The sequence below is a fragment of the Microbispora sp. KK1-11 genome, from assembly GCF_006874435.1.
GTDB lineage: Bacteria > Actinomycetota > Actinomycetes > Streptosporangiales > Streptosporangiaceae > Microbispora > Microbispora catharanthi.
In genome coordinates, this window is the sequence record NZ_VIRJ01000027.1 from 19,306 (window position 1) to 43,957 (window position 24,652).

22 protein-coding genes, 1 tRNA gene and 1 riboswitch are annotated in these 24,652 nt (G+C 71.5%); of the genes, 10 read left to right on the forward strand and 13 right to left on the reverse strand.

Features of this window, described 5'->3' with window-relative positions; translation table 11 throughout:
- Positions 1 to 54: 54 nt before the first annotated feature.
- Together FLW16_RS31065 and FLW16_RS31070 are read left to right on the forward strand one after the other, a co-directional pair.
- On the forward strand, positions 55 to 789 hold the full coding sequence (locus FLW16_RS31065; protein ID WP_142563692.1) for an SDR family oxidoreductase: 735 nt from the start codon (positions 55 to 57) through the stop codon (positions 787 to 789).
- A gap of 53 nt (positions 790 to 842) precedes the next feature.
- Positions 843 to 1,049: a 4-oxalocrotonate tautomerase family protein gene (locus tag FLW16_RS31070; protein ID WP_142563693.1), complete on the forward strand. Its 207-nt coding sequence runs from the start codon at positions 843 to 845 to the stop codon at positions 1,047 to 1,049.
- A 168-nt stretch (positions 1,050 to 1,217) separates the two neighbouring features.
- Here FLW16_RS31070 and FLW16_RS31075 read toward each other — a convergent pair whose 3' ends face one another.
- Positions 1,218 to 1,463: a cell division protein CrgA gene (locus tag FLW16_RS31075; RefSeq protein WP_142563694.1), complete on the reverse strand. Its 246-nt coding sequence runs from the start codon at positions 1,461 to 1,463 to the stop codon at positions 1,218 to 1,220.
- A 195-nt stretch (positions 1,464 to 1,658) separates the two neighbouring features.
- Here FLW16_RS31075 and FLW16_RS31080 point away from each other — a divergent pair, with 195 nt between their 5' ends.
- Positions 1,659 to 2,237 (forward strand): aminodeoxychorismate/anthranilate synthase component II, encoded by a 579-nt coding sequence (locus tag FLW16_RS31080; protein ID WP_142563695.1) that lies wholly within the window; start codon positions 1,659 to 1,661, stop codon positions 2,235 to 2,237.
- Between the two features lie 227 nt (positions 2,238 to 2,464).
- Here FLW16_RS31080 and pknB read toward each other — a convergent pair whose 3' ends face one another.
- The 7 genes from pknB to FLW16_RS31115 form a co-directional block, all read right to left on the reverse strand.
- Complete coding sequence (pknB, locus tag FLW16_RS31085) at positions 2,465 to 4,375, reverse strand: Stk1 family PASTA domain-containing Ser/Thr kinase (RefSeq protein ID WP_142563696.1); 1,911 nt, start codon at positions 4,373 to 4,375, stop codon at positions 2,465 to 2,467.
- Between the two features lie 67 nt (positions 4,376 to 4,442).
- A complete protein-coding gene (locus tag FLW16_RS31090; protein WP_260615749.1) occupies positions 4,443 to 5,930 on the reverse strand; it encodes a serine/threonine-protein kinase in 1,488 nt (495 codons plus the stop codon).
- Positions 5,927 to 7,384, reverse strand: a complete 1,458-nt coding sequence (locus FLW16_RS31095) for a penicillin-binding protein 2 (RefSeq protein ID WP_142563697.1) — start codon at positions 7,382 to 7,384, stop codon at positions 5,927 to 5,929. Before FLW16_RS31095 ends, FLW16_RS31090 begins: the two co-directional genes overlap by 4 nt.
- Entirely contained in the window at positions 7,381 to 8,730 is a 1,350-nt protein-coding gene (locus FLW16_RS31100) for an FtsW/RodA/SpoVE family cell cycle protein (RefSeq protein ID WP_142563698.1), read from the reverse strand. The genes FLW16_RS31095 and FLW16_RS31100 overlap by 4 nt, the downstream gene beginning before the upstream one ends.
- 26 nt (positions 8,731 to 8,756) lie before the next feature.
- Entirely contained in the window at positions 8,757 to 10,031 is a 1,275-nt protein-coding gene (locus FLW16_RS31105; protein WP_142563699.1) for a Stp1/IreP family PP2C-type Ser/Thr phosphatase, read from the reverse strand.
- Complete coding sequence (locus FLW16_RS31110) at positions 10,028 to 10,492, reverse strand: FHA domain-containing protein (RefSeq protein WP_139579640.1); 465 nt, start codon at positions 10,490 to 10,492, stop codon at positions 10,028 to 10,030. Before FLW16_RS31110 ends, FLW16_RS31105 begins: the two co-directional genes overlap by 4 nt.
- Before the next feature lie 17 nt (positions 10,493 to 10,509).
- Positions 10,510 to 11,250 (reverse strand): DUF3662 and FHA domain-containing protein, encoded by a 741-nt coding sequence (locus FLW16_RS31115; RefSeq protein ID WP_139579641.1) that lies wholly within the window; start codon positions 11,248 to 11,250, stop codon positions 10,510 to 10,512.
- Positions 11,251 to 11,407: 157 nt separating this feature from the next.
- Here FLW16_RS31115 and FLW16_RS31120 point away from each other — a divergent pair.
- Positions 11,408 to 11,493 (forward strand) — tRNA-Leu (locus tag FLW16_RS31120).
- 422 nt (positions 11,494 to 11,915) lie between these two features.
- On the opposite strand, the gene FLW16_RS31125 is transcribed toward FLW16_RS31120, so the two are convergent.
- Positions 11,916 to 12,920: a hemolysin family protein gene (locus FLW16_RS31125; protein ID WP_142563700.1), complete on the reverse strand. Its 1,005-nt coding sequence runs from the start codon at positions 12,918 to 12,920 to the stop codon at positions 11,916 to 11,918.
- Complete coding sequence (locus FLW16_RS31130; RefSeq protein WP_142563701.1) at positions 12,917 to 14,401, reverse strand: hemolysin family protein; 1,485 nt, start codon at positions 14,399 to 14,401, stop codon at positions 12,917 to 12,919. The genes FLW16_RS31125 and FLW16_RS31130 overlap by 4 nt, the downstream gene beginning before the upstream one ends.
- A gap of 254 nt (positions 14,402 to 14,655) precedes the next feature.
- Here FLW16_RS31130 and FLW16_RS31135 point away from each other — a divergent pair, with 254 nt between their 5' ends.
- A complete protein-coding gene (locus tag FLW16_RS31135; RefSeq protein ID WP_260615750.1) occupies positions 14,656 to 15,909 on the forward strand; it encodes an LCP family protein in 1,254 nt (417 codons plus the stop codon).
- Positions 15,910 to 15,961: 52 nt separating this feature from the next.
- Here the strand turns inward: FLW16_RS31135 and FLW16_RS31140 are convergent, their stop codons facing one another.
- Complete coding sequence (locus FLW16_RS31140; protein WP_142563702.1) at positions 15,962 to 16,612, reverse strand: GPP34 family phosphoprotein; 651 nt, start codon at positions 16,610 to 16,612, stop codon at positions 15,962 to 15,964.
- A 43-nt stretch (positions 16,613 to 16,655) separates the two neighbouring features.
- Between FLW16_RS31140 and FLW16_RS31145 the strand changes: the two genes are divergently transcribed.
- On the forward strand, positions 16,656 to 17,261 hold the full coding sequence (locus FLW16_RS31145) for a TenA family protein (protein ID WP_142563703.1): 606 nt from the start codon (positions 16,656 to 16,658) through the stop codon (positions 17,259 to 17,261).
- Between the two features lie 22 nt (positions 17,262 to 17,283).
- Complete coding sequence (locus FLW16_RS31150; protein WP_142563704.1) at positions 17,284 to 18,162, forward strand: Fpg/Nei family DNA glycosylase; 879 nt, start codon at positions 17,284 to 17,286, stop codon at positions 18,160 to 18,162.
- A 38-nt stretch (positions 18,163 to 18,200) separates the two neighbouring features.
- On the opposite strand, the gene FLW16_RS31155 is transcribed toward FLW16_RS31150, so the two are convergent.
- Both FLW16_RS31155 and FLW16_RS31160 read right to left on the reverse strand, forming a co-directional pair.
- Positions 18,201 to 19,040, reverse strand: coding sequence for an alpha/beta fold hydrolase (locus FLW16_RS31155; RefSeq protein WP_142563705.1), 840 nt, complete (start codon positions 19,038 to 19,040; stop codon positions 18,201 to 18,203).
- Entirely contained in the window at positions 19,037 to 19,222 is a 186-nt protein-coding gene (locus FLW16_RS31160) for a hypothetical protein (RefSeq protein ID WP_142563706.1), read from the reverse strand. The genes FLW16_RS31155 and FLW16_RS31160 overlap by 4 nt, the downstream gene beginning before the upstream one ends.
- A 145-nt stretch (positions 19,223 to 19,367) precedes the next feature.
- On the opposite strand from FLW16_RS31160, the gene FLW16_RS31165 reads away from it, so the two are divergent.
- The 3 genes from FLW16_RS31165 (at position 19,368) to FLW16_RS31175 (ending at position 24,645) form a co-directional block, all read left to right on the forward strand.
- The gene (locus FLW16_RS31165; RefSeq protein ID WP_142563707.1) at positions 19,368 to 19,691 is read left to right on the forward strand and encodes a rhodanese-like domain-containing protein; all 324 of its coding nucleotides are present in this window, start codon (positions 19,368 to 19,370) and stop codon (positions 19,689 to 19,691) included.
- 57 nt (positions 19,692 to 19,748) lie between these two features.
- Positions 19,749 to 19,865, forward strand: a riboswitch (TPP riboswitch).
- Positions 19,856 to 21,196 (forward strand): cytosine permease, encoded by a 1,341-nt coding sequence (locus FLW16_RS31170; RefSeq protein ID WP_142563708.1) that lies wholly within the window; start codon positions 19,856 to 19,858, stop codon positions 21,194 to 21,196. Its footprint overlaps the riboswitch before it by 10 nt.
- A 125-nt stretch (positions 21,197 to 21,321) precedes the next feature.
- Positions 21,322 to 24,645, forward strand: coding sequence for a BTAD domain-containing putative transcriptional regulator (locus FLW16_RS31175; RefSeq protein ID WP_185949670.1), 3,324 nt, complete (start codon positions 21,322 to 21,324; stop codon positions 24,643 to 24,645).
- Positions 24,646 to 24,652: the final 7 nt, after the last annotated feature.

Sequence of the window (24,652 nt, forward strand, 5' to 3'; positions counted from 1 at the left end):
CGTAACGCCGATACGGGCACGCCGTATCGGCGATATAGCCCAGGGGGTTCTCCAATGAGTGATCAGCGCGTGGCCGTCGTCACCGGCGGCTCCCGCGGAATCGGCCGGGCGATCGCGACGACGCTGGCCGCGCGCGGTTTCGCCGTCGTCGTGGGATATCAGGGAGCGGCCTCGGCCGCGGCCGAGGTGGTCGACGCCGTCACGTCGGCCGGCGGCCGGGCGATCGCGGCGCAGGCCGACGTCGCGGACGAGAACGCGGTCGCGGCGATGTTCGACGCGGCGGACAAGGAGTTCGGCGGGGTCGACGTCGTCGTCAACTCGGCGGGGCGCCTGTCGCTGTCCCCGATCGCCGACCTCGACCTCGACGACCTGGACGCCCTGCACCGCACCAACATCCGCGGCACCTTCGTCATGGCACGGGAGGCCGCGCGCCGCGTGCGCGACGGGGGAACGATCATCACGATGTCCACGTCCGTCGTGGGCCTGCAACTGCCCGCCTACGGGGCGTACGTCGCCAGCAAGGGCGCCGTCGAGGCGATGACGCTCGTGCTCGCCCGCGAACTGCGGGGGCGGCAGATCACGGTCAACGCGGTGGCGCCCGGCCCGACCGCCACCGAGCTGTTCCTCGACGGCAAGGACGAGGCCACCATCGAGCGGATGGCCAAGCAGCCCCCGCTCGAACGGCTCGGAACCCCCGAGGACATCGCGGAGGTCGTCGCCTTCCTGGCGAGCCCCGCGGGGCACTGGATCAACGGGCAGGTCGTGCGCGCCAACGGCGGCATCGTCTGACCCTCGCCGCGCTCCGATCCGGAAACACCCGAAACAACCCGAAAGGAACGACCATGCCGTTCGCCAACCTCAAGGTGCCCGCCGACACCCTGACCCCCGAGTCCAAGAAGAAGCTCATCGACGCCGTCACCGACGCCTACGCCGACGTGTACGGCGAGCGGGCCCGGGCGACCACCCTGGTCCTTCTCGAAGAGGTGCAGGACGGCGGCTGGGGCCTCGGCGGGAACGTCCTCACCGCCGAGATGCTCGGCCGAAGCTGACCTTCCTCGCGGCCGGGCCGGGCAATTCGTCGCCCGGCCCGAACCCAGTCCCCGACCACGATGCCCGACCCGGCGCCGATCCGGCGTCAACCCGGCCAGGGGGCCGCCCGGCGCCTGCTGCCCACAGGCTGTGGATAAAGGCTGTGGAAAGAATCTTAAGAAAGCAGCCTAACGCCACTTCGTCGAGAGTACGACGCCGACGATGATGAGCCCGAAACCGATCAGCAGGTTCCAGTTCGCGAGGCTGGAGATGCCGGGAACGGTCGGCGCGATGTAGTAGATCGCGATCCAGGCGATACCGACGATCCAGCAGACCACCATGACGGGGGCGAGCCAACGGGGGCTGACCTTCACCGTCTGCGACTTCTGCGGCGGCGTGTAAACGGCCTTCTTGCGGGTCTTCGACTTGGGCACGGGAGCTTCTCCTGGTGGGTACCCGCGCGGTCGTGCGGGCTGGTGTCAATAGCGTAATCGCTGTGGCGGTGAAGTCCCGAGCAAGGATAGTCGGCGCGGACCCCACGGGGCGATCCCCCATGCGGGATTGCCGTACGCTGAAAGTCCGATTTCCGCTCTGCACACCCAGTCACCCCGGTGAAGCGGGAGACACCTATGAGCCCGATCCGGGTGCTCGTGGTCGACAACCACGACAGCTTCGTGCACACGATCGTGCAGTATCTGCGCGGTCTGGGCGCGGACTGCGACGTACGGCCGCGCGACCACGTCGCCGTGGGCGACGCCGACGGCTTCGACGCCGTGCTCGTGTCGCCGGGGCCCGGCACGCCGGAGGCCGCCGGGGTGTCGGTGTCGCTCGTACGGCACTGCGCCGAGCGCGGCCTGCCGCTGCTGGGGGTCTGCCTCGGCCACCAGGCCATCGCCGTGGCGTACGGGGCCGCGGTGGACCGCGCGCCCGAGCTCATGCACGGCCGCACGAGCCTGATCTCCCACGACGGGCGGGGCGTGTTCCGGGAGCTCCCGTCGCCGGTCACGATGACGCGCTACCACTCGCTCGCCGTGGTCCCCGGCACCGTGCCGGAGGCGCTGGAGGTGACGGCCACCACCCCGGACGGCGTCATCATGGGCCTGCGCCACCGCGACGCCCCCATCGAGGGCGTGCAGTTCCACCCCGAGTCGGTCGTGTCCGAGCACGGCCATCGGCTGCTCGGAAATTGGCTCGCGCAGATCGTGTAACGCTTTCCGCTCTCGTTACGACTAGAAGAGTGAGGGCTTCCGCCATTGCCCCCGAGTGGCGGAAGCCCTTCTTCATGCCCTTCTTCATGCCCTGCCTTCATGCCCGGCGTCGTTCGTCCGGCCCGCCGGAGGCCGGCGGGTGCCGTCGCGGCGGGGCCGGCCGAAACTCCGATGAAACGCCGACGGCGGCCACCGCCTCGCGGTGACCGCCGTCCGCTCGTCTCGTTCTAGTTGCCGAACGGGTTGTCCCCGCCGTCTCCCGGGGGTCCGACCTGGACGCTGCCGCCGTCTCCGGTCCCGTCACCGCTGTCTCCGGTGCCGTCACCGCCGTCCCCGGTGCCGTCCGTGGGCGTGTCGTCGGTCGGCTGCTGGGTCGGCGGCTCCTGCTGCTGCGGGCCGCTGGAGACCGTCAGCGTGATCGTGGTGCCGGGGTTGAGCTTCGCCCCCGCCTGCGGCGACTGATCGATGACGTTGCCCTTCGCCACCACGTCGCTCGGCTGCGGCGACGTCTTGACCTTGAAACCGGCGCCCTTCAGCGTCTGGGTCGCGTCCTCGAGCGTGAGACCGACGACGCTCGGGACCTCCGTCATCTCCTGCGGCACGTACAGCCGGACCAGGGCGCCCTTCTGGACCTTCTCGCCGCCCTTGGGGTTGCTGTCGAAGACCTTGCCCTGCTCCTTGGTGGAGGCCTTCGGCACGATGCTGACCTTCAGCTCCAGCGCCTCAAGTTCGGCCCTGGCCTCCTCCGGCGTCTTGCCGATCAGGTCCTCGGGGACGGTGACCTTCTCCTCGCCCTTGGACACGACGACGGTGACCGTGGCCCCGCGGTCGGCCTGCTCACCCCCGGGAGGGTCGGTGCTCACGACGGCGCCCTTGGGGACGTCGCTGTTGTACTCCTCCGGCCCGAAGGTGACCTTGAACCCGGCCGCCTGCAGGGCCTGCTCGGCCGCCGCCTTCGTCTGGTTCGTCACCGACGGCACCTGGACCTTGTCGGCGGTCGAGGAGCCGCCCGACCCGAGGAAGGCGTAACCGACACCGATCATGGCGCCGATCACCACCAGCGGGATGAGGATCCACAGGGCGGTCTTCAGCGCGGTGTTGCCACCGCCGCCGCTGCGCCGTCGCCCGTCGTACCGGCCGCCGCCGCGCTCCTCCTGGGCGTACTCGTAGTCGGGGATGGCGCGGGTGTTCTGCGTCATGGGGGCGCCGCCGGCGGAGGTCATCGTCCGCGTGCGGTCCGCCGCGCCGTACCCGTTGTACTGCTGGGTGGCCATCGCCATCGTCTGCGGGTCGACGGGCATGCCCGACAGGGCCCGCTGGATGTCGCCGCGCATCTCCGTGGCGCTCTGGTAGCGGTGGAGCGGGTCCTTGGCCATCGCCTTGAGCACGATCGCGTCGGCCCACTGCGGGATCTCGGGGTCGATCCGCGACGGCGGGATCGGGTCCTCCCGCACGTGCTGGTAGGCGATCGCCACGGGTGAGTCGCCGGTGAAGGGCGGCTGGCCGGTGAGCAGCTCGTACAGCACGCAGCCGGTCGAGTAGATGTCGCTGCGGGCGTCCACGCGCTCGCCGCGGGCCTGCTCGGGGGACAGGTACTGCGCGGTGCCGATCACCTGCGCCGTCTGGGTCATCGTGGCGGCGGAGTCGGCCATGGCCCGGGCGATGCCGAAGTCCATGACCTTGACCTCGCCGTTGACCGTCAACATGATGTTGGCCGGCTTGATGTCCCGGTGGACGATGCCGCCCCGGTGGCTGTAGTCCAGCGCCCGCAGGATGCCGTCCACCAGTTCCATGGCCCGCTCGGGCAGGAGTCGCCGGTCGGCGCGCAGCAGGTCGCGCAGCGTCCGCCCGTCGACGAACTCCATCACGATGTACGGCACGGGCGTGCCGTCCATCATGTCCTCGCCGGTGTCGTACACGGCGATGATCGACGGGTGGTTGAGCGAGGCGGCGGACTGCGCCTCACGCCGGAAGCGCGCCTGGAACGTGTGGTCCCTGGCGAGGTCGGAGCGGAGCGTCTTGATGGCGACGATACGGTCCAGCCGGATGTCCCGGGCGCGATACACCTCGGCCATGCCGCCACGCCCCACGACGCCATCCAGCTCGTAGCGTCCGCCGAGAAGTCGTGGCTGAGTCATTTCCTGCACTGTCCCTTGCCGTTCATCGTGGGGTGCCACCGGTCTCCATCATCGACCCCTCTTCTCATCACTCCCCCTCATCCGGAGGGTTCGTGTCGGGTGGGGCGTCCGTAGGGGGCGGAGTCTCACTGGTTTCCGTGGCCGGGGTGGACGTCGGAGTCGGGGTCGAGGTCGGGGACGAAGCCGGTGTGGGCGTCTGGGTGGTTGATGCCGACCTGCTTACGGTAGCCGACGGAACGGCGCTCGGCTCGTCCGACGCCGCCGGAGCGGTCGGCCGATGCGTCCGCGGAACCTCTGACCTGTTCGTACGTGCCGACGACGGCGATGGCGACGGCGAGGGGGACGGTGAGACGGGCGCGGCCGTCTCACCCGGGTCCGGCGGCGATTCGCCGGTATGGGCGGCGGTGAAGGCCAGAACCCCGATGCCGACCGCGGCGGCGCAGCCGGCCGTCGCGAGGATCAGGGCCGTCCGGCGCCGTCGCCCGCCTGCGGGCCCCTCAGGACCGCCGGGGCGCCGCGTACGGGCGTCGGGGACGCCCGCGGGAGCCGTGCGCGGGGCGGCCGGTGCCGGGCCCAGCGGCGCGGTGGCGCCGGGACGCGGGGTGCCGGCTCCCGCGGGCTCGCCCAGGGGCGTCGTCAGGCCGGGCGCGGCAGGAGGGACCGTGCGGCCGGCGCCGCCCGCCGCGGGGAAGCCCCCAGGGTCGGTCAGCGAACCGAGGAGCGCCGTCGAGGCCGCCGTGCCCGCGAGGGTCTCGCGCAGCACCCGCACCCTGTCGAGGAGCACCGGCCCGGTCTCCGGCCGTGCGGCGGGGTCCTTGGCCAGCATGGCCATCACGAGGGCCGCCACCGGAGCGGGCACGTTCCCCGGCAGTGGCGGGGGCGTGTCGTTGAGATGCCGTAGCGCGAGTGCCACCGGGGTCTCCGCCGTGAACGGCGGGCGACCCGCGAGGCATTCGTAGGCCACCACCCCGAGCGAGTAGACGTCGCTCGCCGGGGAGAGGGTGGCGCCCGACGCCTGCTCCGGGCTCACGTACTGGGCGGTGCCGAGGATGGTGCCGGTCGCGGTCAGCGGCGCGGCCTCCAGCGCGCGGGCGATGCCGAAGTCGGTGATCTTGACCTGTCCGGTCTCGGTGACGAGCAGGTTGCCGGGCTTGACGTCGCGGTGGATCACGCCGGCCCGGTGGGCCGCGTGCAGGCCCCGGGCGGTCTGCTCGACGAGGTCGAGCGTGACGTCCGGCCCGAGCACGCCGTTGCGGGCGAGGATGGCCGACAGCGGCTCGCCCCGCACCAGTTCCATCACGAGGTAGGCCAGGCCGTCGCTCTCGCCGTAGTCGAAGACCTGGGCGATGCCGGGGTCGGTCAGGGCGGCGGTGATCCTGGCCTCGGAGCGGAACCGGTCGCGGAAGGTGGCGTCGCCCGCGACGTGGCGGCCGAGCAGCTTGATCGCCACCTCCCGGCCGAGCAGTTCGTCGTCGGCCCGCCAGACCTCGCCCATGCCGCCCGCGGCGATGGGGGAGGTCAGCCGATAGCGGCCGCCGAGCACCGTCTCCGTCACTGTCCGAGCACCGCCTGCATGACGTCGTGGGCGATCGGCGCGGCCACCGCACCGCCGGTGGCGTCGTTGCCGGCGCTGCCCGACTCCACGAAGACCGCCACGGCGACCTTCGGGTCCTCCACCGGCGCGAAGGAGATGAACCACGCGTGCGACGGCTTGCCCGGCAGGGTCTCCGCCGTGCCCGTCTTGCCCGCCACGGTGATGCCGGGGAGCTTGGCCGCGCCGCCGGTGCCGTGCTCGATCACGCCGATCATCATCTTGGTCAGCTCGCCGGCCACCTCGGGCGTGACGGCCTCGTCCAGCTCCTCGGGGTCGGTCCCGTCGATCTCCGCGCCGTCCGGTCCCATGATCTTGTTGACCAGGAACGGCTTCATGACCGTGCCCTGGTTGGCGATGCCGGCCGCGACCATCGCCATCTGCAGCGGGGTCATCTGGTTGCTCTGCTGGCCGATCGCGGTCTTGGCGAGGGCCGCCTTGCCCTCGTCCGGGCCGATGTTGCTGGCCGCGACGCCGAGGGGGATCTCCAGCGGCTGGCCGACCCCGAACTTCTGGGCCTGCTCCTTGAGCTTGTCGTAGCCGACGTCCATGCCCATGATCGCGAACGGCGTGTTGCAGGAGATGGTGAGCGCCTGCACCAGCGTGGCCCGGCCGCCGCACGACTCGCCGTGGTAGTTGGGCAGCGAGATGCTCGTGCCCGGCAGCGGCAGCGAGTCGGGCGCGTCGACCTGCGTGTTCTCGTCACGGGAGGTGTCGTCGCTGAGGTAGGCCGCCGAGGTGACCGTCTTGAACGTGGACCCCGGGGCGAACGTCAGGTCGATGGCCCGGTTGAGCAGCGGCTTGTTGTCGTCCTTGTCCAGCTTGTTGTACGCCGCGTTCACCTTGGCCTTGTTGACCTGGGCCAGCGGGTTCGGGTCGTACGACGGCACCGACACCATCGCCAGGATCTTGCCGGTCTTCGGCTCGAGCGCGACGACCGCGCCGCGCTTGCCGGTGCCGGCCAGGTCCTTGTACGCGATCTCCTGGGCCTTGGTGTTCAGCGTGAGGTCGACGCTCGCGCCCTTGGCGGGCTTGCCGCTGACCATGTCGATGGCCCGGCGGACCACCAGGTCGGGGTGGCTGCCGTCGAGGTAGCGGTTCATCGCGGCCTCGATGCCCGAGGCGCTCTCCGGCGCGAACCACCCGACGACGTGCGTGAACGGCTTCCCGAGCGGGTACTCGCGCTCGAACCGGAACGTCTTGTCCCCGCTGTCCACGGTCTTGGCGAGCGTCGTCTTGCCGTTGTCGGCGGTGATCCAGCCGCGGTCGATCGCATACCGGGCGTAGAAGCCCCGGACGTTGCGCGAGTCGTTCCGCAGCCCGTCGGCCTTCACCGTGCCGATGTAGGTCACGTTGGCCATGAGCAGGCCGAACATGAGCAGGCAGGCCACGGAGACGCGCTTGAGCGTGCTGTTCATCGCTGCATCACCTGCGTGAGTCCCTCGTCCTGGATCGCCTGCGGCGGCGGCCGGCGGGCCGCGTCGGACATCCGTACGAGCAGGGCGATGAGCATCCAGTTGGCCAGCAGCGCCGAGCCGCCGGCGGACATGAACGGTGTCACGAGACCGGTCAGCGGGATCAGCCGGGTCACGCCGCCGACGATGATGAACACCTGCCAGGCCAGGATGAACGACAGTCCGCCCGCGAGCAGCTTGGTGAACGGGTCGCGGGCGGCCAGCGACGTGCGCAGCCCCCGCTCGACGATGAGCGCGTAGATCATCAGGATCGCCATCAGGCCGGTGAGACCCAGCTCCTCGCCCGTCGCGGTGAAGATGAAGTCGGAGAACGACAGCGGGATCAGCTTGGGGTAGCCCTGTCCGAGCCCGGTGCCGAGGATGCCGCCCGAGCCCATGGCGAACATGCCCTGCATGAGCTGGTAGCTGCCGCCGCCCGCGTCGTACAGCGAGGGGTCCTCCGCGTGCAGCCAGACGTTGAAGCGGGCCTCGACGTGGCTGAAGACCTGCCCGGCGAGGAAGGCGCCGCCGACGAACAACAGGATGCCGATGAGCACCCAGGAGGTGCGCTGGGTGGCGATGTAGAGCATCGCGATGAACGCGCCGAACAGCAGCAGCGAGGTGCCGAGGTCCTTCTCCAGGACCAGTGTGGCGATCGCGAAGCCCCAGGTGATGAGCACGGGGCCGAGGTCGCGGGCGCGGGGCAGGTCGATGAACAGCAGCCGGCGGCCGGCGAGGGCGAGCACGTCGCGCTTGGCGACGAGGTAGCCCGCGAAGAAGACGACGAGGGCCAGCTTGGCGAACTCACCGGGCTGGATCGAGAACCCGCCGATGCGGATCCAGATCTTGGCGCCCTGGACCTCGCTCAGCGACCCGGGCAGCAGCGCCGGGATGGCCAGCAGCACCACGCCGACGAACCCGGCGGTGTAGGTGAGGCGCTGCAAGGTGCGGTGGTCCTTCAACACGATCAGGGTCGCGGAGAACATCACCACGCCGAGCGCCGTCCACATGAGCTGATTCGTGGCGGACGCGCCGGGCTGCCCGGACTGCTCGATCCGGTAGATCATCACCAGGCCGAGGCCGTTGACCAGCGTCACGAGGGGAAGCAGAAGAGGGTCGGCCCACGGCGCCCACTTGGCGAGCACCAGGTAGGCCGCGAGCATCAGAGCGCCGAGGCCGAGGCCGTAGCCGAGCATGCCGGACGGGACCTTGCCGTTGATCCCGAGCCCGACGCCGGCGTACGCGCCCATCACGATCAGCACGGCGAAGGCGAGCATGCCCAACTGGGCGCCGCGCCTCTTCGCGGTCATCGGTACGGGCGTGGCTTCGACAGCAGTCACTTACTGGACCTCGTGGGGGTCGGCGTCGACTTGGCGTCCGCCGTGGGCGTCGCCGAGTCGCCGAAGCTCTTGATCCTGGTTATCCCGGTCTGCAGGTTGTCGACCGGGATGCCGCTGCGGACCTGGTCCTGCTGGACCGCCGGCAGCGACGAGACGCGTACGTGGTCGGTGTAGGCGACCTTCTTGAAGGACACAGGCCCGACCTCCGCGTCGACGCCCTGGAAGACGACGAGCTCGTCTCCCTTGGCGCCTATGTAGAACTGGCTCTGGGTCCACTGGTAGCCGAAATAGCCGCCGACCCCGAGCGCGGCGGCGACGACCAGCACCCCGACGGCCACTTTCGGGCCCGATCGGCCTTTGCGCGAACGCCGCGCGGAGGCCTGGGCCTCGCGCACGGGTTCGTCGTCCAGATCGTCGTCGGTGAGCACGGGTTGGGGCGCGGTGACCGTGGTGGCCCGGCCCGCGGGGGTGTCGGGCGGCGCCGAGCGGACCCGGCCGGAGCCGGCCGCACCGACGACCGCCGCCACCCCCGGGGGCGGCTGCAGGTCGTCCACCTCGATCACGTCGGCGACCACGCAGGTGATGTTGTCCGGCCCGCCGCCCCGGTTGGCGAGGTCGATGAGCTGCCGGACGACGTCCTCGGGATCGTCGATCGTGGTCAGGGTGTGGTGCAGGGTCTCGGCGCTGACCACCGTGGACAGGCCGTCCGAGCACAGCAGGTAACGGTCGCCCACCTGGGCCTCCCGGTCCTGCAGGTCGGGATCGACCTCGCCGCTCCCGTCCAGCGCGCGCAGCAGGATCGAGCGCTGGGGATGGTTGGCGGCCTCCTCCTGGGTGATCCGCCCGTCGTCCACCAAGGACTGCACGAGCGTGTGGTCGTGCGTGATCTGGTAGAGCTCGCCGTTCCTGAGCAGGTACGCGCGGGAGTCTCCCACGTGGACCAGCGCGAAGCGTGAGCCGCTCCAGAGCATCGCGGTGAGGGTGGTGCCCATGCCCTTGAGGCTCGGGTCCCGGGCCACCATCGCGTGCAGCTGGTGGTTGGCGTCCCGGACCGCCGCCTCGATGGCGCTGAGCAGGTCACCGCCGGAGGCGTCCCGGTCGAGGGACGACATTGCGGCGATGGCGACCGAACTGGCCACCTCGCCGTGGGCATGCCCGCCCATGCCGTCTGCGACGGCCAGCAGGCGGCCGCTGGCGTACGCCGAGTCCTCGTTGCCTTCACGGAGGAGCCCGACGTCCGAGCGAGCGGCGTAGCGGAGTGCGATGGTCATTTGCGCAATTCGATGACGGTCTTGCCGATGCGGATCGGAACTCCGAGGGGCACCGGGGTCGGGCGGGTCACTTTCGAGCGTTCGAGGTACGTGCCATTGGTGGAGCCGAGATCCTCCACGATCCACTGGCCGTCCTGAGGAAAGAGCCGGGCGTGCCGGCTCGAAGCGTAGTCGTCGCTGAGAACCAGCGTGGCGTCGTTCGCCCGGCCGATGGTGATTGGCGTCTCCGTGAGGTTGATGATGGTCCCTTGCAGGGGGCCACCGGTGACGATCAGCTGGCGGGGTTCGCCCTTCTTGGGCTTGGAAACCGGTCGGGGCTGCTTGACCGGTTTGCGTGTGGGCGCGGGTGCCGTACGCGGACCGAACAGGTCTGTCCGGATGACGCCGACCGCGGCGATCACGAAGAACCACAGCACCGCCAGGAAGGCGAGCCGGATCAGCAGCAGCGTTAGCTCGGACATGGACCGTTTGTCTACCTCTAATCGCGCCTGAACACCAGTGTCGTGCGGCCGAGCGTCACCCTCGTCCCGTCCTGCATCTCGATCCTGCGGACCGGCTGGCCGTTGATGAAGGTGCCGTTGGTCGAACCCAGGTCCACGAGCACGACCTGCGGTCCTTCCACTCTTAGCTCGGCATGATGCCGTGATACGCCGGGATCCACCAGCCGAAGATCACAATCGGTTCCGCGGCCCAGCAAAGTGACCGGAGTCGTCAGCTCGTACGAGCGCTGGCCCTGGGGATCGTCCTGTGTGGAGACGAGCAGCCTGGGGCGGCCCTGGAACGCGCTGGGCCGGCCGGCCGGTACGTCGCTCGGCGGCTGACGGATCTCGTCCTGCTCGACCGTGGCGCCCCGGATCACACCCGACCGGATGCGGAAGAGCCCGACCGCGAGGTCGTCCGCGGTCTCGAAACGCACCCGCACCGGCCCGACGAACGAGTAGCCCTGCTCCTTGGCGTACTCCCGTGCGAGAGTGGCGAGCTCATGGCTGATGCTGTCGGCGTACACCTCCAGCCGTTCGCTGTCGGTCGTCGACAGCTCCACCACGAAGTCGTTCGGCACGAGCGTGCGACCCTGAGCGACGATCGCGGCGCGCTCGTCCATCTCCCTCTGCACGGCGCTGGCAACCTCGACCGGCTGGAGATCGGACTTGAACGCCCGCGCGAAGGCCCCTTCAACCAACCCTTCGAGCCTGCGCTCGAAGCGCTGAAGGACTCCCACCGGATACCTCCCTTCCATTGCCACTACGGTCGCGACCGCTCCGGTGCTGCACTGAGCCCCTTCGCATCGTCGTTTAGAAGGATCGTATCCGGGTTCGTAAGCACGGGCGGATACGTGCTAACCTTTCCAGGCACCCAGAGATGGGGGCCAACCGCAAGGGCAAGTGGCGGAATGGCAGACGCGCACGGTTCAGGTCCGTGTGTCCGAGAGGACGTGGGGGTTCAACTCCCCCCTTGCCCACCAGGAACAAGCTCCGATCGGCAGTAGCCGGCCGGGGCTTTTTTCTTGTGCCGCCCAGGGGGGCAACCCCCTGGAACCCCCGGGCAGGTGGGCAGCCTCGCCTGGTCGCAAGCGAAGCTTCCACGTCCGGCCCCCCTCCCGGCCCGTACGGCACGGGCCCTCCTGGCGATGTCGCGGCAGGGGCCCCGAACATCGGGGCCCTCCATCGCGCACTGCACATTCTCAGGAGGCCGCCTTTCAAACCACTTTCTCCGCGCTTGCAGGGGACGACCTTTACCTTCTGTCCCAGTTCGTGGGCACAGATGTCTCGCGATGGGAGATTTCTGGTGAAGCCGCAGGCGTGGGGTCCCGCCGTGACCTCCCAGGTCGGCGCGCCCGCTCATGCGACGGGCGCGCCGACCCCGACCGAGCGGGAGAAACGGTCGTCAGGCGACGAGCAGTTCGCCGACCAGGGTGGTGAGATCGATCACACCGACGGGCGTGCCGCCGGCGTCCGTGACGAGCCCGAGCTGCGCGCGGGCCTCCTGCAGCAGGGTCACGGCGTCGGAGATCGTGGTGTCCTTCGCCATGCGGGGCACGGGGGTCGCGAGCTCGCCGGCCCTGCGTCCCGGCTGGAGGACCGCGTCGCGCACGTGGAGCACGCCGATCACGTCGTCGGGGGTGACGACCAGCATGCGCAGGCTCCCGCCGCGCGCGGCCGTCCGGCGTACGAGCAGGTCGTCGGCGTTCGCGGGCACCGAGGACGCCTCGCCGACGGGCACCATCAGCCGCTCGACCGGCTGGGAGTGGACCCGCAGCGCGCGGGTGAGCAGGTCGTGCTCGTCGCGGTCGAGCATGCCCATCCGGCCCGACTCGGCGACCAGCATGGCGAGCTGGCGAGGTGTGCGGGTGGTGGCCAGCTCGTCGCGGGGCCGCACGCCGGCCAGCCGCAGGATGCCGTTGGTCAGCGCGTTCAGCAGGGCCAGGATCGGGCGGACGAGCCAGGCGAAGCTACGGAACGGCAGCGCCAGCCCCATCGCGGCGCGCTCGGGGTGCGTGAGCGCCAGCGACTTGGGCGCCATCTCGCCGACGACCATGTGGAGGAACGTCACCAGGGCGAGCGCCACGACGTACGCCACGGGCGTGCGCAGCGACTCCGGCAGCAGCGTGAGCACCGGCTCCATCAGATGCTCGATGGAGGGCTCGGCGACCATGCCGAGGCCCAGGGAGGCCAGTGTGATGCCGAGCTGCGCCCCGGCGAGCATGAGCGACAGCTCGCGCCCGCCCCTGACCGCGGCGCGGGCCGTGACCTTGGCCAGCCGGCCGCCGCTGACGGCGATCTCCTCCAGCCGGTGGCGGCGGGCGGAGACCAGGGCGAACTCGGCCGCGACGAAGAACCCGTTGACGGCGAGCAGGACTACGCCGAGCAGGACGCCGGTGAGAGAGTTCATGCGGGCCTGCCCTGGAACAGCGCGGAGAACAGCTCGGGGGCGTAGTCGGCGCCCCCCGCGCCGCGGGCCGCCGAGCGGGCCTTCTCCCGCTCCGGCCGCTCCGCCGCATCCGCGTCCGACGGCGTCTCGGGCGGTGCGTCCGCCGACGCCCGCGTCGACACCCGCACCCACTCGGGGACGCGACGGCGCACGCTCAGGACCGTGAGCACGGCCCGCTCGGCGTCCTCGGCCTCGTCGTCGAAGAGATGGGGCTCGGGCACGAGCGGGGAGACGACCTGGTCGCCGGGCTCGGCCATCCGGCCGAGGAGCGCGAGGACGAGACCGGCCACGGTCTCGTAGTCCTCGCTCTCGGGCAGCCGGACGTGCGTGGCGCGCTCGACCTCGTCGAGGCGGAGGGTGCCCGGCACGTCCCAGACGCCCTCGCCGTGCCGTACGACGCCGAGCGGTTCGGGGTCGTTCTCGTCCACCAGCTCGCCGACGAGCTCCTCGGCCAGGTCCTCCAGCGTCACCACGCCGGCCAGACCGCCGTACTCGTCGATCACGCAGGTGAACGTCTCACCGGCGGAGGTCATCCGCCGCAGCAGCTCGGGCAGCGGCAGGGTCGCGGGGACGAGCAGCGGCGCGTGGGTGATGCCGCCGACGAGCCCGGCGGAGGGAGAGCCGGCCTTCAGATACTCGGGCAGCCCGGCCACCCCGACGACGTCGTCGGCGTCGGTGCCCAGGACCGGATAGCGGGAGTGACCGTGCGTGCGCAGGGCGCCGAGGAACTCGTCGACCGGCCACTCGGCGCGCAGCGAGACCACGCGCGGGCGGGGGACCATGACGTCCTCGGCGGTACGGTCGCCGAACTCCAGCGCGCGCTCCAGCGTGTCGGCCAGCCGGGGCGGCAGCTCGCCGGCCGCGGCCGACTCCGTCACGATGCGCGACAGCTCCTCGGGGGTGGCGCCGTGTTCGAGCTCCTCCACGGGCTCGATGCCGAACAGGCGCACGAGGCGGGTGGCCGCGGCGTCGAACAGGCGGATGACCGGCCCGGCGATCACGAGGTAGACGTGCGTCGGGCGGGAGAGGAACTTCGCGACGTCCTCGGGCCGCGCGATGCCGAGGTTCTTGGGGGCGAGCTCGCCGATGATCATCTGCACGACCGTGGCGATCGCGACACCGAGGGCCACCGCGACACCGGGGACGGCCGAGCCGGGCAGCCCGGCGGCCTCCAGGGGGCCGCGCAGCACGCCGGCGATCGCGGGCTGCGCGATGAAGCCCACCAGCAGGGTGGTGACGGTGATCCCGAGCTGTGCGCCGGAGAGCATGAACGACAGCCGTCCGGTGATGTCGAGGGCCCGGCGCGCCGCGCCGTCGCCGGCCGCCGCCTGCTCACGGAGAGTGCCCCGGTCGGCGGCCACGAAGGCGAACTCCTGCGCCACGAAGAATCCGGTGGCCAGGGTCAGAAGGAGGACGGCCAGGAGGCCGAGGGCGGTGCTCATCGGGCGCCCGCCGTGCGATCATGAGATCCCGTGCCTGTGCACGGGCAGGTACTCCAGGGGTCCGGAACGGACACGACGATCCTTTCGCGTGGTGGTATACCACCGTAACGGCTGGAATCTCTCCTGTGTTTCCCGGCAGCCTTTACTGACTGCTTAGAGGGCGTCTGGGTACCGTGAAGAAGGGGACGCATCGGCAAAGACTTCAGCCGCTGCGGTCAACGCAGTCGTAAGGACGCTGAGGGCTGGGGGTTCACGTGGCCGACGAGGACGAGGCGACCCGCGCCTATCGGCGTACGGCCCAACCCCCGGCGGCGCCGCCCCCGGCTGCCCCGCCCCGGACGGCACAGCCTCAGGCGGCGGCTCCGGCGGGGTCCGGCAGGGAGGACACGGTCCCCCGCGCCCGGTCCAAGGTGTACGGCAAGCCGCGTTCCGGCAGCGCCCCGATCCGCCCGCTCGGCGGGAGCAGGCACGAGGCCGGAGACCCGGAAGGCGCCCCGCGTGGCGGGGGCGGCGGGCCGACGGGCCGCGACGGGTCCGTGCGCGGCGGCGGACGCGGACCGCGCCGGACCGGCAGGATCGTCCTGCGGGTCGTCGTCGTGGTGGTCGTGCTCCTGCTCGTCGCCGCCGTCGCCGGATATTTCTGGATCGGCTCCCGGCTCCGGCCGGTCGAGTCGCTGACCGACTACGACGGGCGGCCCGCCGAGACGCCGGGCCAGGACTGGCTGCTGGTCGGGTCCGACAGCCGGGCGGGCCTGACGGCCGCGCAGCGCAAGAAGCTGGCCACGGGAAAGGCGGTCGGCAAGCGCACCGACACGATGATGCTGCTGCACATCCCCGAGAGCGGCCGGCCCACTCTGGTCAGCCTGCCCCGTGACTCGTACGTCCCGATCGAGGGGCACGGCAGCGGCAAGCTGAACGCGGCGTACGCCTTCGGCGGCCCGAAGCTGCTGGCCAAGACGGTCGAGCGGGTGACCGGCATCAGGATCGACCACTACATGGAGATCGGATTCGGCGGCTTCGTCGGCATCGTGGACGCGATCGGCGGGGTCAACATCTGCGTGAAGCAGGACATCAAGGACCCGAAGGCCGGGATCAACCTGAAGAAGGGCTGCCAGGACATGGACGGCGGCACCGCGCTCGGCTACGTGCGCACCCGTGCCACCGGCGCCATCCCCGACTTCGAGCGCACCCAGCGGCAGCGCCAGTTCTTCTCCGCCGTCGTGCAGAAGGCCGCGAGCCCGGGCACCCTGATCAACCCGTTCACCTCGGTCCCGCTGGCGCTGAGCGCCGCCGACTCGGTCTCCGTCGACTCCGGCACCGGCCTGTTCGACCTGCTGTCGGTCGGCATGGCCATGCGCGAGGGGCCCCTCGCCACCGCCGTGCCCATCGGCTCGCTGCCGACGATCGGCGGCCAGGCGGTGGTCAAGTGGGACACCCAGAAGGCGCTGCGCCTGTTCGAGGCACTCGCCGCCGACAAGCCGGTGCCCAAGGACGTCATCACCAAGTAGGGGGACCGCCGCTCGCGCGGCCGCACGACGTGCGCGGCACGAGCGGCAGGGGTCAGCTCCCGGCGGTGGCGGCGACCGTCGCGGCGGTGGTGGCGGCGGCCACGGCGGCGTGGATCGAGGCGATCGTCTTGCGGACCGCCTCGGCGGTCCACTGGCCCTCGGCGATCTCCTTGATCCGGCCCTTCGGCGCGTCGGGGAACGCCTTGTGGTCGAGCTTGGCCGCGTGCATGACGGCGATCAGGACCGCCGTCCGCTCGTCCGGCTCGGCTCCGGCCAGCACGTTCTGGACGCGCTCCCGCACGCCCTGCTCGTGGCTCGGGTCGAGCTCGGGATAGCGCGTGGTGGGGAAGATTCCCAGGATCTTGCCCACCTGCTCGCTCAGCACGCCCCGGGCGGCCAGACGGGTCAGCAGCCGCTTGCGCAGCCTGCCCGCGCGGAGCTTGCCCACCCACCAGTCGGCCTTGCGCGGACCGCGCTCCTCGGCCATGCGGGTGAGCGCCGCGTCCAGCTCCTCATCGCCCACCGGAGTGGGATCGACGGGCACGACCTTCGCGCCGTCGAGGTCCACCCGGCGGCGAACGGCCAGATCCGCGAGCAGGGCCCCGGCCAGGGCGCAGTCGAGCTCCACCGACCCGATGATCGGCTTGCCGGTGTCCTCCCGGTAGGCCAGCAGCAGCACTTCCTCGGCGATCGTCAGTGTCACGGAGTCGAGCCTAACTCGCCGATTGCGGTCACAATGAGCCCTTATGGGAATCTCTGCGGACCTGCACGCCATCGGGCGGCCGATGCTGGACGCCCAGCTCGCGCACCCGACCGTACGCGGCATCGCGGCGGGTGACCTGCCCGAGGCGGTCTTCCGGTCATGGCTGGAGCAGGACTACCTGTACCTGCTCGACTACGTCCGGGTGTTCTCGCGGCTGGCCTGGCAGGCTCCGGACGCCCACCTCGGCGACCTGGTCGACCTGGCGTACTCGACGTGGCACGACGAGCTCGACCTGCACCGGTCGCTGGCGGCCGGATTCGGCGCCGACCTCGACGGCGCGGTGAAGGGGCCGGCCTGCGCGGCGTACACCTCGTTCCTGCTGGAGTCGGCGGCGGACTACGGCGAGGGGCTGGCGGCCCTCTACCCCTGCATGTGGGGCTACTCCACGCTCGGCCGGATCCTGGCCGCCGACCCGCCCGCAGAACCGCGCTACCGGGCCTGGGTGGACACCTACGCCGACCCCGGGTTCGCCGCCCTCACCGAGCGCATCGCCGTCATGATCGACGAGGCGGCTCCGGATCCGGCGCGCGCCCGGGAGCTGTTCGTCCGCGGCATGGAGCACGAACTCGCGTTCTGGGACGTCCCCTGACCGGCCGGGTTAGTGTGAGGGCATGCCGGAGCTGCCCGAGGTCGAGGCGCTCGCCGAGTTCCTTCGCGAGCACGCCGTCGGCCATGCCGTCGTCGGGGTCGACGTGACCGCCTTCCAGGCGCTCAAGACCGTCGATCCGCCCGTCACCGCGCTCGCCGGACTGCTCGTCACCGGCGTGGCGCGGCACGGCAAGTTCCTCGACGTCGACTGCGACGGCCTGCACTTCGTCACCCATCTGGCCCGCGGCGGCTGGCTGCGCTGGCGCGACGACCTCACCGGCGCGAAACCGGTGCGTCCGGGCAAGGGCCCGCTCGCGGTGCGGGTGAGGCTGTCGCCGGGCGAGGACGGCCGCGCCCCCGGGTTCGAGCTGACCGAGGCGGGCACGCAGAAGCGGCTGGCCGTCTACGTGGTGCGCGATCCGGAGGAGGTCCCCGGCATCGCCGGGCTCGGGCCCGACCCGCTGGCCGAGGACTTCACGCCGGACCTGCTCAAGACGATCGTGGGCGGGAGCCGCGCGCAGATCAAGGGCCTGCTGCGGGACCAGAAGGTGATCGCGGGCATCGGCAACGCCTACTCCGACGAGGTGCTGCACGTCGCGAAGATGTCCCCCTTCAAGATCGCCGGAACGCTGACGGACGGCCAGGTCGCCGACCTGCACGACGCGATCGTGAGCACGCTGCGGGACGCGGTCGGGCGGGCCAGGGGGCTGGCCGCCAAGGACCTCAAGTCGGAGAAGAAGTCGGGCCTGCGCGTGCACGGCCGTACGGGCGAGGCCTGCGAGGTGTGCGGCGACACGATCAGGGAGGTGTCGTTCGCCGACTCGTCGCTGCAGTACTGCCCGACCTGCCAGACCGGCGGCAAGCCGCTGGCCGACCGCCGGCTGTCGCGCCTGCTCAAGTAGGCCTGCGAGGAGCGGCCGGACTTTTCGGGGGGTTCACGTCAGGCCCGGAGGAAGTCGGCGATCGGCTCGGCCTGGCCGAAGATGGCGTGACCGGTCTGCGGGAGCAGGTTCACGGTCGCGTGCGGGACGCACTCACGGACGCGCCGCACGGTCTGGCGAGAGTCGATCATGGCGTCGCGGTCGCCGGCGATGACGAGTACGGGCATGGTGAGGCCCCGCAACGCGTCGTCGGGGAACACCGGGAGCTTCTCCCTGCGCGGGTTGAAGTGCGTGAACGTCAGGACGACGGCGTCGAGCGCCTGCCGGTGCCTCTCCCCGTCGAGGCCGGCGACGGCGATCGCCGACTCGCGCAGCCCATCACGTCGGAACGGGCCGGTCAGCAGGGCCTTGAGGATCCAGCCGACCTTCTGCCGCCCCACGCCGCCGGGGCACAGCAGAGCCAGGCGGGTCACGCGTTCCGGACGGCGGATGGCGTAGTCCAGGGCCGTCCAGCCGCCGAGGGAGGTGCCGGCGAACGCGGCGTCGGCGATCCCGAGCCCTTCCAGCACGTCGTCGAGCCAGAGTGACACGGCGTCGGAGTCCAGGGCGGGGCGCGAGGGCGCGCTCAGGCCCGGCTCGCCGACCAGGTCGACGGCGTACGTGCGAAAGTGCCGGGACCAGGTGGGGACGTCTCCCCGCCACATCGAGGCGTTCGCGCCCGAGCCGTGCAGCAGCACGAGAGGCGGCGCGTCCCGGGGGCCGCAGGCGAGGACGAAGGTCTCGCCCTCGCGAGTCGGCACCCGGACGTGGTCGGCCGGGATCGGCCAGGCGTCCAGCACCTGCCGGTAGTGGTCGAGGAGCACGCGCCGACCTGCCTCGGACTTGTAGATCGCGGTCATGACGCCCGCACCGCCGGCCGCGCGTCGAGCGCGTCGAGATCCGCGGCGAACCACACGTGGCCGGACCTGTTCGACTCGCACACCAGCACCGGAACCCCGGCTCGCACCCGCAGCACCTCGGTCACCGTCGGCCTCCCGTCCGAGCGGGCCGCCCACGGGGACGTGACGGCCTCGATCGTCATCTATCACGCCTCAACAGGTACATCTTAGGGAGTGATAGGGAAGGTTGCGCAACAGATGACTGTGATGGTGCGGCCCGCGCATCACCGTGGGTCACAGCTCGCCGCATGGGCCCGGGCATCGGTGGTGTGCCGTCAGAATGGGCGCATGACATTGCCGGAAATCGCCCCCGACGCACTGCCCGAGGACGCGTACCTGCTGGACGTCCGCGAGAACGAGGAGTGGGTGGCCGGCCACGCGCCCGGCGCCGTCCACATCCCGCTCGGCGAGCTGCAGGTGCGGGTGGACGAGGTGCCGCACGACCGGCCGGTCTACGTGGTCTGCCGGGTCGGCGGCCGTTCGGCGCACGCCGCGATGTGGCTCAACCACATCGGCCGGGACGCCGTGAACGTGGACGGCGGCATGCGGTCCTGGGCAGCGGTCGGGCGTCCGATGGTGAGCGAGACCGGGGAGGCGCCCTACGTGGCTTAGAGAGACAGGGCGGCGTAGGAAAACGGTCAAAGAAGTGTCATAATCCCAAAGACATCATCAATACCCCGCGGGAGCTCGGGCGTGACCGGGCTGAGAGGGCGGATCGAACTCGTGCCGCCGACCGCATGAACCTGTCCGGATAATGCCGGCGTAGGGAGCGTGTGATGACTTCTGCCGTCGTCGACGACGCGCACGCGGAGGTTCCGCTCACTCTGGACGAGGAGGCCCCGAGAACCCTGGGCCTGCTCGACCAGGGTGCATTCTGGGCCAACCTCGGCGTCAGCCTCCTCGGCTTCTCGGGGGCGCTGTTCCTGCTCGACCCGCTGGGCGGCAAGCCGTTGACCTTCACCGCGGCGGTGCTCGCCGCCGTCGTCGGCAGCCTGCTCGGGACGGCGATGGTCGGCCTGGCCGCGATCCCCGGCGTACGCACCGGGCGGCCCGCGATGGTGCTGCTGCGCGGCCTGTTCGGGGCCCGGCTCTCGTACATCCCGACCGTGCTGAACATCGTGCAGATGCTCGGCTGGGGCGCCTTCGAGCTGTGGGTCATCGCCAACGGCGCGCAGGCGATGTTCGGCACCTCGGTGCCGTACGCGGTGTGGGCGGTCGCGGCGGGCGCGCTGACGATCGCGCTCACGATCCGGCCGCTCGGCGCGCTGCGGCTGCTGCGGCGGTACGTCACGGCGGGCGTGGTGATCGCGATGATCTGGCTGTCGATCGCCCTGTTCCGGCAGGGTCCCTCCGTGGGGGGCGGCTCCTGGGACGCCTTCGCCCCCGCCGTCGACTACGTCATCGCGCTGTCGGTGTCGTGGGTGCCGATGGCCGCCGACTACGCCAGGCACTCGCGGTCGAGCGGCGCGGCGTTCACCGGCGTCGTCGCCGGATACACGATCGCCCAGGTGGCCTGCCTGGCCCTCGGCATCGCCGCGCTCGCCCTGGTCGGCAACGACGGGGACAAGGTGTGGGATCCGTTCGTGGCCGCCCCTCTCGGGGTCGTGTTCTTCGGCATCCTGGTGCTGCGCGAGGCCGACCAGTCGTTCGCGAACGTCTACTCGACGACCGTGTCGATCCAGAACCTCGCGCCGCGCTGGGACCGCCGGGCGATCTCGGTCGTGATCGGCGTGCTCACCACGCTGATCGCGCTGTTCGCCGACGTGAACTCCTACGGCGCGTTCCTGAGCGTGATCGGGGCGGTGTTCGTGCCGATGTTCGCCGTGCTCGTGGTGGACTACTTCCTGCTCGGCGGGGCCGCCCGGTGGAACACGGCCGCGGACGCCCCCTCCCGCTGGCTCATGGTCGTGCCGTGGATCCTCGGGTTCGCGGCGTACTGGATCGTGACCTCCACCCCGACCGTCGGCTGGTGGGACGGGATCTGGACCGAGGTCCGCCTCGCTCTCGGGTTCGTCCACCAGCCCTGGATGAACGCCGCGCTCGCCGCGTTCCTCGTCGCCGGGCTGGCGACCGTGGTGCTGTCCCTTCCGGCCCGCCGCCTGCGGTCGCGCCGTTAGGGGCGCTCCGCCTCATCGCTGCCGGCTTCTCACCCACAGGCAAGTGAGCTGCAAGACGACGCCTCAAGACTGCCGCCCAGGGAAGGTCCGCACCGGCCTTCACCGGCAGAGAGGCCGTGGAGGCAGTGGAATTCGGGGTTCTGGGTCCCTTCGAAGTCCGGGACGGCGAGGTGCCGGTCGGCGTCGGAGGCCCGCGGCAGCGGGCCGTCCTGGCCCGGCTGGTGCTCGCCGGGGGCGCGGTCGTCTCCACGGACACGTTGATCGATGACCTCTATCGCGGCACGCCGCCGGCGACCGCACTCGCGTCGATCCACGTCTACGTGTCGAACCTGCGTCGTGTGATCGAACCGCAGCGGGCGCCGCGCACCCCTCCCCGGCTCCTCGTCGCCAAACGCCCCGGTTATCTGCTCGCCACCTCGGACGTCGACGCACTGCGGTTCGGCGGGCTCGTCGCCGACGCGGAACGCCGGCCGCCCGCCCGGGCGCTCGCGCTGCTCGACGAGGCGCTGGGGCTCTGGCGCGGCCTGCCGTACGCCGACTTCGCGGGCGAGCTGTGGGCCGTCACCGAGGTGAACCGTCTCCACGAGCTGCGCCTGGTCGCCGTCGAGCGCCGCGCCCACGCGCAGCTCGACCTGGGCCGGCCCGAGGCGGTGATCCAGGGCCTGGAGGCCGAGACCGGGGAGCATCCGCTGCGTGAACGGCTGTGGTGGCTGCTGGCCCTCGCGTACTACAGGGCCGGTCGCCAGGCGGACGCGCTGGCCACGTTGCGCCGCGCCAGGAGCCTCATCGCCGACCAGCTCGGGCTCGATCCCGGCCCGCAGCTGCGGGCGTTGGAGCAGGACATCCTGCGGCAGGCGCCGTCTCTCACCACACCGTCTCTCGCGGTCGTCCCCTCCGGGTCCGCCGCACCCGCGTCCGCTCGGCCGGCCCCGGAAAAGGCGCGCCCGCCGCACGGGCGCGACCGGCAACTCGCCGAGATGGAGTCGACGCTCGGCGCCGGGATGAGCACGATCGCGGTGACCGGGGAGCCGGGCATCGGCAAGACCTGGCTGCTGAAGGCGTTCAGGGACCGGTGCGCGGAGAGGGGACACCTGACCCTCTGGGGGAGCTGTCACGATCTCGAGAGCGCCCTGCCGCTGCGGCCGTGGATCCAGATCCTGAGGTCGCTGGAGCGCGTTCATCCGGCTCCGGACTCCGAGGCCCTGGCCGGCCTGCTCGACGAGGAGGCCCCGCAGGGGTCGGCCCAGCGATCGGCCCGGGGATCGGTACGGGGATCGGCACAGGGCGCGCGTCAGCGGCGTCATCAGGCCGTCGCCGACTGGATTCGCGCCGCCGCAGGGGACCGGCCGATCGTGATTATGCTGGACGACCTCCAGTGGGCCGACCCGGCGACCCTGGGACTGCTGCGTGATGTGACCGTGCTCGTCGGCGAGCCGGCGGAGCACGTCCCGCTCACACTGGTGGCCGCGTTCAGGGACACCGCCCGGGCCGGTCCGCTCGACGACGTGCTCGGCAGATTCGCCCGATACAACCTGCTCCGCGTCCGGCTCGCGGGCCTCGAAACCGCGGCCATCCGGGCCGTCGCCGTGACCGTGGGCGCGGAGGTCGACGAGCGGACCGCTCACCTGCTGACCCGGCGCACCGGCGGCAACCCGTTCTTCGTCCGTGAGACGGCCCGGCTGCTGGCCCAGGGCCGCCCACTGGACACGGTGCCCGACGCGGTCGCCGGTCTGATCCACCAGCGGCTGGCGGCGCTGGATCCGCGGGTCGCCGAGGTGCTCGAGATCGCCGCGGTGATCGGCAGGGACTTCGATCCCGGCATGGTGGGTGAGGTGTGGGCGGCGCCCGTGTACGACCTGCTGGACCAGGCCGTGCGGACCGGCCTGGTCGTCGCCGCCGGGCGCCGGACGGGCTTCGCCCACGACCTGGTGCGGGAGACCCTCCTGCGGGAGATTCCGCCGCTGCGCAGGGCCGTCATCCACCGGCAGGTGATGAACGCGTTCGTCGACCGGCCCGGCGCCGACGTCGCCGTCATCGCCCATCACGCGATCCAGGCCGGGCCCGCGGCGTACGCGGAGGCGGCGCACTGGGCGGCCGCGATGGCCGAGCAGTCGGGTCTCCGCCTGGCCTACGAGGAGGCGGCCACCTGGTGGGGCCGTGCGGTCGAGGCGCACGGAGCCGCGGCCGGCGATCCGGCCGACCACGTCGATCTGCTGCTGCGGCAGGCCCGCGCCCTGCTCGACGCCGGTGACGCCCCGGCCGCCAGAAGCGTGCGGGCGCGGGCGATACGGGTGGCCGACCGGGTGGCGGGCCACGACGGGCCCGTGCTCGCCGCCCGGGCGCTCACCGCGCTGGACGCCCCTTCGATCTGGAACCTGCGCAATCCGTACGAGGAGGTCGAACTCCAGCTCGTGCGCCGGTTCGAGCGTGCGTTGGACGCCATGCCCGAGGTCGCCGCCCCCGAGCGGGTGCGGCTGCTCGGCGGGCTGGCCCAGGAGCTGTACGACGGGTCGGACGACTCGCGCTGCCACGTCTACTCCGCGCAGGCGGTCGAGACGGCCCGCGGGCTCGGCGACCCGCATCTGCTGATGCGTGCGCTCAACGCCCGCTACCTGTCGATCCCCAGCTCGATCTACACGGAGGAGGCGCGGGAGATCGCCGCGGAACTGGAGGACCTGGGCCAGAAGACCCGGACGCCCGAGTTCGAGCTGCTCGCGCAGATGATGTGGACCCACCGTCGCATGGAGGTGTTCGACGTCGCGGGAGCGGACGAGGCGGCCGCCCGGTGCGACGCCATGCTGGCCCGCATGCCGCTGCCCTGGCCGCGCTTCCAGCACACGATGTGGCGGGCGGGGCGGCTCACGCTCTGCGGACGGTACGACGACGCGGAGGCCCTCTACGCCGACCTCGACCGGCAGGCCGGGCGCATCGGCATGTGGTACGCCGGATCCGTCGTGTCCCTGGGACGAATCTTCCTCGCCCACGACAGGGGGACGATGAGCGAGGCAGAGCCCCTGATCGACGCGGTGGCCGGCGCCAACCCCTGCGGAGACCAGGCGCTCCGCGCCCTCCTGCTGTGCGGCCAAGGTGGAAGGGAAGAGGCGCGCGACCTGGTCGCCGACGGGTGGCGGCCGGCGCCGCGCGACTGGTCGTGGCTGACCTTCACCTGTCTGCAGGGCGCCGCGCAGGCGGCGGTGGGCGACGTCCACGCCTGCGCGGCCACGTACTCCGCCCTCCTGCCCTACAAGGGACGGATCTCGGTCGGAGCCGCGATCGCCTTCCTGGGGCCGGTGGACCGGTTCCTGGCGACGCTCGCCTCGGCCATGGGGGACGACGCCGCCGCGGCGCGGCACCACGCCAGGCTCGCCCGGCTCGCCGGCACGGCGGGTCTCAGCCTGTGGCGGGACCGCGCCGCCGCCGCTGCCGGCGCGTTGCGCCGGGCCGGCTGAGGGCTAT